The sequence below is a fragment of the Streptomyces sp. NPDC005799 genome (genome assembly GCF_040630525.1).
GTDB lineage: Bacteria > Actinomycetota > Actinomycetes > Streptomycetales > Streptomycetaceae > Streptomyces > Streptomyces griseorubiginosus_B.
The window spans coordinates 34,249-46,904 of record NZ_JBEXXQ010000022.1 but is presented as its reverse complement, the minus strand read 5'-3'; the positions used below and the strand labels follow the sequence as shown (position 1 = coordinate 46,904).

At 68.8% G+C, this 12,656-nt stretch carries 7 protein-coding genes; 5 read left to right on the top strand and 2 right to left on the bottom strand.

All coding sequences use genetic code 11. The annotated features are described in order from the left end of the window. Nucleotides 1-41: 41 nt before the first annotated feature. Complete coding sequence (locus ABZ453_RS22290) at nucleotides 42-4,376, bottom strand: choice-of-anchor D domain-containing protein (RefSeq protein WP_359016897.1); 4,335 nt, start codon at nucleotides 4,374-4,376, stop codon at nucleotides 42-44. A gap of 220 nt (nucleotides 4,377-4,596) precedes the next feature. Next, nucleotides 4,597-5,805: a glycosyl hydrolase family 28-related protein gene (locus ABZ453_RS22285; RefSeq protein ID WP_359016895.1), complete on the bottom strand. Its 1,209-nt coding sequence runs from the start codon at nucleotides 5,803-5,805 to the stop codon at nucleotides 4,597-4,599. A 474-nt stretch (nucleotides 5,806-6,279) separates the two neighbouring features. Here ABZ453_RS22285 and ABZ453_RS22280 point away from each other — a divergent pair, with 474 nt between their 5' ends. From ABZ453_RS22280 to ABZ453_RS22260, 5 genes are read left to right on the top strand one after another with little or no spacing between them, the layout of a single operon-like run. Then, nucleotides 6,280-7,695, top strand: a complete 1,416-nt coding sequence (locus ABZ453_RS22280) for a glycosyltransferase family 2 protein (RefSeq protein ID WP_359017057.1) — start codon at nucleotides 6,280-6,282, stop codon at nucleotides 7,693-7,695. Continuing rightward, a complete protein-coding gene (locus tag ABZ453_RS22275; RefSeq protein ID WP_359016893.1) occupies nucleotides 7,695-8,711 on the top strand; it encodes a glycosyl hydrolase in 1,017 nt (338 codons plus the stop codon). Before ABZ453_RS22280 ends, ABZ453_RS22275 begins: the two co-directional genes overlap by 1 nt. Beyond that, a complete protein-coding gene (locus ABZ453_RS22270) occupies nucleotides 8,711-10,522 on the top strand; it encodes a glycosyltransferase family 39 protein (protein WP_359016891.1) in 1,812 nt (603 codons plus the stop codon). The genes ABZ453_RS22275 and ABZ453_RS22270 overlap by 1 nt, the downstream gene beginning before the upstream one ends. A 32-nt stretch (nucleotides 10,523-10,554) precedes the next feature. After that, nucleotides 10,555-11,874, top strand: a complete 1,320-nt coding sequence (locus ABZ453_RS22265) for a UDP-glucose/GDP-mannose dehydrogenase family protein (protein WP_359016889.1) — start codon at nucleotides 10,555-10,557, stop codon at nucleotides 11,872-11,874. 18 nt (nucleotides 11,875-11,892) lie between these two features. After that, nucleotides 11,893-12,651, top strand: coding sequence for a polyprenol monophosphomannose synthase (locus ABZ453_RS22260; protein ID WP_359016887.1), 759 nt, complete (start codon nucleotides 11,893-11,895; stop codon nucleotides 12,649-12,651). Nucleotides 12,652-12,656 lie beyond the last annotated feature (5 nt).

Here is a 12,656-nt window from a genome sequence, read left to right as displayed (position 1 = left end):
GAGCACGGCCCCCGGCGGGTGGCCGGGGGCGGTGCTCGTGCTCACTGCTTGACGGTGAAGTACTGCCAGGCGCCCCAGGTGTCGAGGTTGGTGTTGTCCCGGCTGCTGTGCACGTACTGCGCGGCCACCCGGTACCTGTTGTTCAGCCCGTTGGTGAGGGACATTTTCTGGCGGCCGGTGCTGCTGGAGCTGAGGGCCGCGCAGGACGAGGTGCTCTGCGTGTGCCAGGCACCGCTGTAGTACCGCTGCACCCGGAACTTGACGCACTGGCCGGCCTTGTTGGGCGCGACGGTGACGTCCAACTGCTCGTTGGCGGTGTGGTGGTACACCCGGTAGAGGGTGCTGCCGTAGTGCGTGCTCGTGTAGTAGCCGGAGAGCGTCTCCGAGACCCGTACCTGGGTCTGCGCGGTTCGGGCGACGGTCTTCGGGGCGTATCGGTAGTCACCGGCGAACACCGCGCTGAACGTGGTGTTGCGGGTGAGCTTGTAGGACCCGGCCAGGTTGCCGTTGCTGTCCACCGTTCCCGACTTCACCAGGACCGACGTGCCGCCGAACGGCTGGGCGTAGATCGCCACCGTCCGCTTGTTGTACGTCATACCGAGGTGAGCGGTGATCTTCGCGGTCTGGCCGTACGCGTACGTCGCGTGGTCGGTCGCGATGGTCAGGGACGTCGCGGTCCGGGAGACCTGGACGGTGGCGCTGGTGCTGCTTGCCAGGTGCGAGACGTCGCCGCCGTAGGTCACCTTGTAGGTGTTGGCGCCACCGATCTGCGGGGTGTCCGAGAAGGAGAACGAACCGTCCGCGGCGACCTTGGCGTCGGCGAGTGCGGTGCCGGAGGTGTGGCCGAGGTCGCTTTTGGTCACCTTGACGACCCCGCCGGTGGCGAAGGGCGCGCCGGAGACCGTGCCGGACACGGTCAGCTTCTGCGCGCGGGTGGACGTGGCCGGGGCCGTCAGACCGACGGTGGTGGCCAGCTTCGACGCCTGGACGAGGCTCGTCGTGCTCGCCGGGTCGTGGGTCGTGTCCCCGGCGTAGCTCGCGGCGTAGGTGTAGGTGCCTTCGGCCGGCGGGGTGTCGGTGAAGGTGAGGGAGCCGTCCGCCTTCGTCGTCACGTCGGGGAGCGCCGTCCCGTTCCGGGTGATGTGTACCGGCTGACCTGCGGGGAGCGCCGCGGTCGAGGTCAGGGTGCCGGTGACGGTCAGCGGTCGGCCGGGGACGGCCGCGCTCGGGGCGGTGAGATGGAGCGAGGTGGCAGCTGCCGGCCCCTGGGCGATGACCGGACCGCTCACCGTCTGCACGTCGGCACTGGCGGCCGTGGCGCCGGAGAAGGCGAGGAGCGCGGTGGACGTCAACGTCGGCGTCGTGTCCGACACCTGTGTCCCGTCGACCCAGACGTACAGATGACCGGCGGCCACCTGGACGTCGACCTGGTGCGTGCCCTGGCGCAGTGAGGTGCTGAGGCGGACCAGCGACTGGTAGTCGATCGTCGAGGAGCCGGCCGAACTGCGGCCGACGCCGACGAAGTTCTGGGCCTTGAGCGTGTCGTTCCAGGCGGTGGCGAGCGCGACCACCGTACCCGGTCGTCCCGCGACGCCGAGGCCGTCGCCGGCGCCGCCGAGCGCCGAGGCGGAGTTCTGGACCGGGTCCAGCAGAGCGAGCGTCATGCCCTTCCCGCCGGTGCCGGGACCGAACTTCGTGGTGAAGGTGGCCCGCAGCCCGTCGGTGCGCAACGGCTTGGTGTACACCGCCGTGCCCGCCAGGTTGCTCGTCGCCGGGGTCAGCTGGACACCGCCGCCGTCGGCCTGCACCGCCGAGCCGTTGGTCTGCCACTGCCCGTCGGCGGTCGAGGTGGTCGTCGCCGTGCCGGTACCGGTGCCCTTGATCTGCACGTACATGGCGCCCTGGCCGTTGCCGTTGGCGTCGGTGCCGGTGCCGGTGACCTCGTAGGAGGCGCTCAGATCCGCGGCCGACCGCGGAGTGAACGTCACGCTCTGCACCGCGGTCTGCTCAGGACCGATGACCAGGCCCTCCGAGAGCTGCACCGGGCTGTTGAAGTCGCCCGTCGGCGCCTTGGCCTTGGTCACCGTCACCGGGATGTTGCCGGTGTTGGTGATGGTGAACGACAGCGACTTCGAGCTGCCGATCGGGACCTTGCCGAAGTCCAGCGAACTCGTGGAGAACTCGAGGTGTCCCTGTCCCGTGATGGCCGTCCCGCTGACCGGCACGCTCAGCGTGTGCGGGGTGCCGCCGCTGCTGCTGCTGACCACGAGCGCGTCGCTGTCGTTCTGCTCGCCGACCGGCGTATAGGTGACCGAGAGCACGAAGGACCCACCGGCCGGTACGACCGTCCCCGCGCTCGGCAGTCCGGAGGTGGAGAAGGCGCCGCCGGGGGAGTCGACCGCGTTGATGGTCTCCGGTTCGGTGCCGGTGTTGGTCACCTGGAGGTTCAGCGTCGAGGTGCTGCCGGTGGGCACGTCCCCGAAGTCCAGGGCGGCGGGTGCCGCTCCCAGGCCGGGCCTGGTGCCGACGCCGTGGAGCGCGAAGACCAGCTTCTGGCCGTCCGAGAGGTTCGCGGTCAGCGTGCCATTGATGCCGCCGGTGGTGGTGGGGGCGAAGCTGATCGGCACGTCCAGGGTGGCGTTGGCCGCCAGTGCCGTGGGCTGCGCGGGGGTCGGGACGACGGACGGGTCCACCGAGAACCCGCTGGAGGCGGTGAGTCCGGTGACGCTGACGTCCTGCGTGGCCGTCAGCGTCATCCGGGCCGAACCGGCGGCCCCCACACCGACCTGGCCGAAGTCCAGCGAGGCCGCGGTCAGGGCGGTTCTGGCCGGGCTGCCGAAGCCGTAGAGCACACCGTCCCGGGTGCCGACGTACACCTTGCCGCGATCGGCGGTCGGTGTGCTGAACTTCGTCGCGGTGCCGATCGGCGCGGACCACAGCAGCTGGAGCAGGCCGTTGCCGTCGGGGGTGGGGCTGTAGGCGCGCAGGGTGCCGTTGGCACCGGAGGCGTTGCTCGCGGACGTCATCCACACCAGGGCGCTGGAGTCGTCCGTGCCGTTGGACGTGACCAGGGGGGAGCCGCTGGTGTAGCCGAAGGTGTCCTGGCTCTGGCCGGTGAGCGTGAGTGCGGGCGTACCGCCGTTGCGCACGCCGTACTTGAGGGCGCGCAGCGGACCCTGGTTGCCGACGACGTAGACGTAGCCGCCGTCGCCGCCCCAGAACGCAGGGTGGCCCCACATGCCCTGGTAGGGGCCGGAGACGCTGACCGCGGCGTCACCGCCCTGGGGGCCCTGGCCCATGCCGCCGAGGTTGTCGCGGTCGAGCAGGAACACCCGTCCGTCCTTGCCCTGCTGGACGAGCAGGTGCGGGTGCTCGCTGGTGCCGAAGCCGTCCGGCAGCGCCATCGGGGCGCCCGAGGAGATGTCCTGGTCGTTGAGGTCCAGGGTGGCGGCGTTGCTCGGGCTGAAGAAGTCGGCCGTGCTGAGGCTGTTGTCCGCGCCTACTTGGAGGCGCACGACGGACTCGGCCAGGGTTCCCTGGACGGTCTTGCCCGGGCCGGGCGCCGGGCTGATGCCGTTGCCGGTGCTGAAGAAGATCCGGCCGGACCCGTCCGAGACCAGACCTCCGCCCGCCTGCCAGATGCCGGCGCCGCCGGTGCCGACCCCGGTCGTGGTGGCCCACATCGAGGTGATGCTGTGCTTGGTGGTGCTCACCCCGACGACGTAGCCGCGGTAGGGCCAGGCGTCGCAGTGGGCACCGAAGCCCGCGTAGACGACGCCGTCCATCAGGAGCAGGCCGGGGCGCTGCTGCTGGTAGTAGGCGTCGAAGGGGGTGCTCGGGTCGTTGACGGGGCTTCCGGCGATGGTGACGGGCCACCCCGGGCGCTCGGCGCCGGAGGCCGGGTCCACCGCGTGCATCAGCCAGGTCGGGTGGCGGTGCGTGGAGGTGCCGTCGTCGACCTTGGTGGTGAAGTAGAGGGCGTTGGTGGACGGGTCGTAGACGGGGGTCGCGGTCGCCCCGATGTTGGGCACCAGGTCACCGCAGCCGATCGCCGAGGCAGGCCAGGACGCTCCGTAGTTCTTGCTCCACCTGATCGCGCCGGTGGTGCGGTCGAGGCCGTACAGGGTGTTGCTCTCGGTGACCGCGATCACCTGGTCGCCCAGGACCAGCGGCTGCGCGTAGATCTGACCGTCGAGCTGGGTGGCGAAGAGCCGGCCGAAGGCGGAGGACTGGACGACCGCCGGGGAGAGCGAGGATTCGTCCTGGTCCCAGTTGGTGCGCAGGTTGTCGACACCCTGCGTGTTCTGGTCTGCCTGGGCCGACGAAGCCACCAGGCTGATCATCGTGCCGATCAGCGCGGCGATGGCCGCGGCCACGACGGACAACAACCACGTACGCCGCCGGTTGCGATGACGGCCACCGCGTGCGGGCATGGAAAACCCGGGCAAATCGGGACCCCCCTCGGGTTCGCACCCGGAGCGGTCACGGGCACGGCACAAACGTGAAGACTAAGTGGTTGTTCCTATCATCAGTTGAGGTTTTTGGGCACTATGGGGCGCGTTTCGCTTCGGCATCGTCAGCGGGAACGGCGCGTTCTCAGCCCGTGCCGACGAGCGTGCCCTTCACGAACTTCGTGTTGCCGGAGCCGCTCTGCCACGGGGACGTGACGCCCTGAAGGTGGCCCGAGTTCACCACGACGTAGGCCGAGTTGTCGGCGCGCACGCCGTACTGGGGGCTCACGGCTCCCGTTCCGTCGTCGTCCTTGCCCGTGAGGACGACCAGGCCGTCGGCGACGACCTTGCACTGCGAGCTCGCGACCCCCAGCCCGGCGTATCCGCCGCCACCGCTGCCGTTGTTCTTGCCGTCCCGGGTGAGATTCGTGGCCGACAGCATGAGGACCCCGGTGGTGTCCGTCGCGTGGACGTACATGCCGTTCCAGCCGTTCCGGTCGGTGGAACACGCGACCATCTTGATCACGCCGGGCACGGACTCGATGTCGAATCCGTGCAGCTTCGACCACTCCGCCCGGCAGCTGGTGAAGGAGGAGTTGCCCGCGCCCGACATCCACCAGCCGCAGCCGCCGACCCCCAGGACGTACACGTCGTGGAAGACGGAGTCGGTGGAGTTGTTCAGCACGATGCCGTGCGAGCCGGTCCACAGGACGGAGACGCGGTCGTAGTGCAGGCAGAACGGCGCCTGGGGGCCGCCCGTGGCGTCGAAGTTGTACCAGGTGTTGATCCCGATGCCGGTGACCGCACGGACGTGGACGTCGCGCAGTTGCAGATGCTGGATCTGCCCCGTGGCACGGATGCCGTCGATCTCCGCTCCACCGCGCGGCAGGTCGGAGCCGTCGATGGACAGCGAGAAGACGCGCTGCGCGTTGGCCTGGATCGAGTAGCCCCCCAGCTGCTGGTCCAGGATCTCGACGACGGCGTGCCCCGTGAACGAGGGCAGGGGGCGCAGGCCGGCCACCGGGTTCTGGGCGCCCGGCTGGGACTCACCGCCGGCGTGCGAACCCTGGAGGGTCACATACGGGCCGATGCGCAGCGGAGCGCTCGTGCGGTACACCCCTGCGGGGAGCACGGTGACATTGCCCGGCCGGCAGGCGTCCAGTGCCGCCTGGATCGCCGCGGTGTCGTCGGTGGTGCCGTCGCCCTTGGCGCCGTGGTCCTTCACGTTCACCCATCCCGCGTCCGCCGCCACGGCGGTGGCGTCACCCGCGGAGACCGCCGCGGTGGACACGGCGACGCCGCCCACCGCGAGGGCCGATCTGAGGACGGAGCGTCGTGAGTTCGAACTGGTCATGTGGTGCCCCCTGGATGGTCGGAGATCGTCGATCAGCACCTCCCATCAGAGGGCAGAACGTTTTGCCCGGGGCACTGGATGTGAAACCTGTTAGCTATCCCTCATTTCGCAGAAGATAACGGACATAGAGTCATCTACTTCCCGTACGTGTCCAACCAACTCTTACGCCCTTCACATAACTCGGATAATCTTTCGCAACTCGGCCGTAGGTTCGACAGGGGTGGCCGAAAACGGTGGGGGTCGACGGGCCGGTAGGGGCCCATGGGTGGTTTTTTCATGAGTTCAGTTGGCCCGGTACGGGCCGGGGGGCGTCGTGCCGCGCGTCAGAGCAGTGGGCGAAGGAAAGCCGGGCGAGCAGTCGAAGCTCCGTTGGGGCTGCTGCCGTTGCCGCCCACGGACAAGGAGAAGTACTCCTACGCCCGAAGGAACCTGTGGATCCTGACGATCTGCTCGTTGATCAGCTTCTGTTGCCTGGTGGTGAGCCAGTTCAAGCTGGCCCAGTCCACGCCGGTCCTGTGGATCTACACGCCGCTGCTGGTCTTCACGGTGGTCTACTACCTGGTGTCCCTGCGGGTGAACGGTTTCACCAGAGACTTCGACATCGCCCACCACAAGCAGCTCGTGCACAACTGGCGACCCGAGGTCTACCCCACGGTGGACGTGTTCCTGCCGGTGTGCGGAGAGCCCATCGAGGTCCTGCACAACACCTGGCGGCACGTCCGGCAGATGGCCGACCACTATCCCGGTGTCTGCGTCCCGTTCGTCCTGGACGACGGCGCTGACCCGCAACTGAAGGCGATGGCCCGCGACTTCGGGTTCCGGTACGGCACTCGGGAGAACCGCGGCTGGTTCAAGAAGGCCGGCAACCTGCACTTCGGGTTCGGGCAGTCCGACGGTCAGTACATCCTGATCCTGGACGCCGACTTCACCCCACGCGCCGACCTGCTCGAAGAGCTGCTGCCGTACATGGAGTCCGACCCGTCCATCGGCATCGTCCAGTCCCCGCAGTACTTCCGCGTGCTTGACTCGCAGAACTGGATCGAGCGCGGCGCGGGCGCCGTGCAGGAGCTGTTCTACCGGTCGGTGCAGGTCTCCCGGCAGGGCAGCGACGGAGCGATCTGCGTCGGCTCCTGTGCCGTGTACCGGCGGGCCGCGCTGGAGACCAACGGCGGCACCACCCTGATCGAGCACTCCGAGGACGTGCACACCGGGTTCGACCTGCGCGGCCTCGGGTGGGACCTGCGCTATGTGCCCGTCGCCGTCTCCACGGGAGTGTGCCCGGACACCGCCGGCGCCTTCTTCAACCAGCAGTACCGCTGGTGCTCCGGCTCGATGAGTCTGCTCGGCAGCAGGAAGTTCTGGGAGCGCAAGATCAAGCTCTCCAGCCGCCTGTGCTACATGTCGGGGTTCTTCTACTACATCCACACGGCCCTGTTCACCTTCGCCGCACCGGTCATCCCGATCGTGCTGCTGGTGATGATGCCGGACAAGCTGAAGGTGGAGCATCTGCTCCTGGTGGTGCCCAGCATCGTCTACACCACGATCGTCTTCCCCATGTGGCACAAGGCGCCCTACCGCCTGGAGGCATGGGCCGCCCGCATGATGTACGGCTGGGCGCACGTCTTCGCCATCTGGGACATCCTGCGCAAGAACCGCATGGGCTGGCAGCCCACCCGCTCCTCCGGCGCCAAGAAGAACAAGACCCGCCGTTTCTGGATCGGCATGTGGGTCTGGAGCGGTGGCACCGCGCTGATCTGGGTCGTGGCGGCGGTCTACCGGACGTTCACGATGGACGCCCCGAACTTTGCCCTGGTTCTGTCCTCCGGAGTCTTCTACGCCCTCGTCGTGGGCCGCGTGCTGGTCCAGCCGCGGGAAAGGGCGGCAGCTTGATGCGCCTCCTCACTCGTACCCGTACCGCCCTGACGGCCGTCGTGCTGGCCGCACTGACCCTCAGCGGATGCTCGCTGCTAGGGGACGACGGGGGCAAGCCGTCGTCGGCCGGGCACGCCAAGACCGAAGCCGATCCGTCGGGGAGCGGGAACAACGACATCCCCTATGACGTCACACCGCTGCTGAAGCCGGCGAAGAAGTACTACGGTGCGGCTCTCCCGGGAGCGCCGAACTCCCTCAAGCCCGTCGAGGCGTACACCGGGATGACCGGCAAGCAGCCGAACCTCCTCGAGTACTACGCGGCCTGGGGTGACGGCTTCGATGCCAGTGGAGTGCGCGCGGCCTGGAAGGAAGGCGCCCTGACGCTGATGTCCTGGGAGCCCTTCGACACCACCCTCGCCGACATCGCGGCCGGCAAGTCGGACGCGTACCTCAAGAAGTACGCGACCGCGGTCCGCAAGCTGAACCTGCCCGTGGTGATCGACTTCGCCGACGAGTTCAACGGGCACTGGGAGAAGTGGGGTACGAAGTACGTCACCCCTCAGCAGTTCGTGGCGGCCTGGCGGCACATCCACGACACCTTCGCCGACGTCGGAGCCTCGAACGTGATCTGGGCCTGGGCGCCCAACATCATCAACCCGGTCAAGAACGTGAAGCTCAAGCCGTACTACCCGGGCGACGCCTATGTGGACTGGGTCGGCTTCGTCGGCTACTGGACGATCGACCAGGACAACGCCTTCAGCAGTGTCTTCGGACCGACCATCGACGAGGTCCGTACCTTCACCAAGAAGCCGATGCTCCTCCTGGAGACCGCGGCGATGGCGGGGGAGCGGCGACGGGCCGACATCCGCAACCTGTTCGCGGGTGTGGAGGCCGACGACAACATGCTCGGCTTCATCTGGTTCAACCAAAAGAAGCGTGCCGACTGGCGGTTGGAGGCGAGCCCGCTGGCACTCAAGGAGTTCAAGCGCCTCGCCGCTGACGACCGTTTCGGCTTCGACGTACGGAAGCCGTGATGACCTCCAAAAACGATCACTACTCGCCCCAGCCGCCCTACGATCCGTACGCCGAGGACGACGCCGGCGGCTGGTTCAACTCCAACGGTGTGCCCCCGAGGCAGTACCAGCAGCAGGAGTACGAAACCCGGCAGTCCGTGGACCAGCAGACGTACCAGCCGTACCAGCCCTACGCCGTCGGCATCCCGGAGCAGCCGCAGGCCGGTTATGACGACCAGCCGACGTACGCCCTGCGCACGGTCCAGTACCAGCAGGTCCCGGACGACGAGCCCGCGTACCACATCCCCGAGACGCCGGAGGCCGGCTGGGAGATGGAGGCGAGTCGGCGACGGTCCTGGGTCAGCCGGGCGGTGCTGCTGTGCATCCTGGTCGTCCAGGCGGCGCTGTCGCTGCGGCTTTCCAACACCGCGTTCCAGGACGAGGCGCTGTATCTGGCGGCCGGTCACTCCGAGCTTGCCAACCTGCTCCACGGCACCCCGCTGCCCCGCGACTACGCGGCGTACTTCTCCGGCTCGCCGCAGCTCTACCCGGTGCTCGCCGCGATCGTGGACTCGAAGTTCGGGCTCGCGGGGGCGCGGACGCTGAGCCTGTTCTTCATGCTCTGCACCACCGGACTGCTGTACTCCTTCTCACGGCGGCTGTTCAACGAACGGGCCGCGCTGGCGGGCGCGGCGCTCTTCGCGGTGATCCAGTCGACCGTGGTGATGGGCTACTTCGCCACCTACGACGCGTGCGCGGTGTTCCTGCTGGCCCTGACCACCTGGATCGTCGTGCGCACGGCCCGTGCCCCGGTGATCACGGTGCTGCTGGCCGCACCCGTCGCCGTCCTGGCGGTCGGCGTGAAGTATGCGTCCGCGCTGTACCTGCCGACCATCGTCGTGCTGGCGCTGCTCACCGGGTGGCCCTACAAGGGCCGTAAGGCATTCCTGCGGATGGTCCTGCTCGCCGCCGGTATCGGCGGTCTGCTGGTGGCGGGCATGTACACCACCAACCTGATGGACGGTGTGCGGCAGACCACGACCAACCGTGTGCACGGCACCGACACCACCGAGTTCCTGCTGACACAATCCGCCAAGTGGGGCGGGCTGATGTTCCTCGCGGCCGTCGGCGGCGCCGTCTCCTATGTCCGGCGCAGCCGCATGAACGAGTCTCCGCAGGCGCTCAGGCTCGGCGCCCCCGGCTGGCGGTGGCGGGCCCTGCTCGGCATCGTGCTGTGCGGAACGGCGCTGCTGGCACCGGCGTACCAGGTCCACCTCGGGACCGTGGTGTCGCTGTTCAAGCACGTCGGCTTCGGCCTTCTGTTCGCCGCGCCGATGGCCGGTGTGGGCGTGACCCGCCTGGTGGGGGCGCACTTCCGCTACCCGCAGCTCGGCATCATGCTCTGGACCGCGATGCTGTGCCTGGGCATCCAGCAGGCGGACTGGCGCTTCGACATCTGGCCGAATTCCAGCAAGATGATCAGCGCCATCCAGTCCCATGTGAACTCCAAGGGCACCTACCTGGCCTCGACGCCGGAGGTACCCGTCTACTACCTGCGCGAGAAGTCCACGCATCGGCAGTGGAACAGCCTCTTCGGCATGGAGTACAAGGACAAGAAGGGCAAGTACTACAGCGGCGACCAGGCCTACAAGGAGGCCGTCAAGGACGGCGACTTCGACCTGATCGTGCTCGACGGGCTCACCAACCCGAGGGTGGACCACATCGTCGCCGCCGCCGTGAAGGGCAACGCGCACTACCGCCTGCTGGCCGAGATCCCGTTCCGCAACGCGAACGGGACCAGCGAATACCGCATCTGGCTCAAGACCTCATGAACACCCTCTCCATCGCAGGAAACACCGTGCCCATGCGCCTCACAGTCATCGGCACCGGCTATCTCGGTGCCACCCACGCCGCCTGCATGGCGGAGCTGGGACACGAGGTGCTCGGGGTCGACGTGGACCCCGACAAGGTCGCCGCGCTGCAGGCGGGGCGGGTGCCGTTCCACGAGCCCGGGCTGCCGGAGCTGATCGCGAAGCACACCGCGAGCGGACGGCTGCGGTTCACCACCGACTACGCGGCGGCCGGGGCCTTCGGCGAGGTGCACTTCGTGTGCGTCGGCACTCCCCAGCGCTCGGGTTCCCAGGGCGCCGACCTGACCTACGTCGACGCGGCCTTCGCGGCCATCGCCCAGCACGCGGCCGAGGGGGCCCTGCTGGTCGGAAAGTCGACCGTGCCGGTGGGGACGGCGGAGCGGCTGGCGGCGCTGCACGAGGGTGCCGAGATCGCGTGGAACCCGGAGTTCCTGCGCGAGGGCTTCGCCGTCGAGGACACGTTGCGGCCGGACCGGCTGGTGTTCGGGGTACGGTCTTCGCGCGCGGAAGCGATCCTCCGTGCGGTGTACGCCCCCGTCCTCGCGGCGGGCACACCACTGGTCACGGCCGACTTCCCGACCGCTGAGCTGGTCAAGACGGCCGCCAATGCGTTCCTCGCCACCAAGATCTCCTTCATCAACGCGATGGCCGAGGTCTGCGAGGCCGCGGGCGGCGACGTCGGCGTCCTGGCCGAGGCGATCGGCCACGACGACCGGATCGGCCTGAAGTTCCTGCGCGCCGGCATCGGCTTCGGCGGCGGCTGTCTGCCCAAGGACATCCGGGCCTTCGCGCACCGCGCAGGGGAACTGGGGGTCTCGCTGGCCTTCCTGCGGGAGGTCGACGCGATCAACATGCGCCGCCGCGACAAGGTTGTCGACGTGGCGCGCGAGCTGTGCGGGGGTTCGGTCCTGGGGGCCCGGATCGCCGTGCTCGGAGCGGCCTTCAAGCCCGACTCCGACGACATCCGCGACTCGCCCGCGCTGAATGTGGCCGCCCGGCTGCGTCTCGACGGCGGCGACGTCACGGTCTACGACCCCGAGGCGCTGGACAACGCCCGCAAGGCGTTCCCGCTCCTCGGTTACGCGGTCTCGGCCGAAGAGGCCCTGCGGGGAGCCGACCTCGTGCTGCATCTGACCGAGTGGCCGCAGTTCCGGGAGATCGACCCGGAGCATGCCGCCGGGCTCGTGTCCCGTCCGCTGATCGTGGACGGCCGGGGGGTGCTCGACGCGGACCGCTGGACCGCGGCGGGCTGGTACTTCCGGGCGCTGGGCAGACCCGCGCCCGCTGGGGAGAGGTCCCTTCGGGGCTTCTAGGGAGGGAAGAGAACGGACATGACGAGCCTCGACAGACACCCGGGCGCCCGGGTCACCGTCGTGATGCCCACCTACAACGAGGCCGCGAACCTGCCGCGGATGGCCGAGCTGGTGCTCGGTCTGGGGATCGACGGGCTGCATCTGAAGATCGTCGACGACAACAGCCCCGACGGCACCGGCCGGATCGCCGAGGAGCTTGCGGAGAAGTACAACTGGGACGGCTACCGCATGAGCGTGCTGCACCGGACCGAGAAGGACGGGCTCGGGCGGGCCTACGTGGCGGGCATGAGCGCCGCGCTCGACGAGGGCGCCGAGTACGTCGTGCAGATGGACGCCGACGGCAGCCACCCCGTGGAAGCGGTCCCACGGATGCTCGGTACGGCCATCGCGTCCGGCGTGGGCCTGGTCGTCGGCAGCCGGTACGTCGAGGGCGGCTCGCTGGACGAGGAGTGGGGCAAGCACCGCGTCCTGCTGTCCCGGTTCGCCAACCGCTACGCCCGGACCGTGCTCGGCACCAAGATCCGGGACATCACCGCCGGCTTCAACCTCTGGTCGGCCGCGACGCTGCGCGACATCGACCTCGCGACCCTGGACAGCGCCGGATACAGCTTCCAGGTCGAGCTGAAGTTCAAGGCCGTCCGGGCCGGGCACAGCGCCGTGGAGATCCCGATCCGCTTCGAGGAGCGCACCGAGGGCGTGTCCAAGATGAACCTGTCGACGCAGATCGAGTCGGCCGTGATGCCGGTGCGGCTGCGGCTGCGCAACCGGCGGGGCTGAGTGCC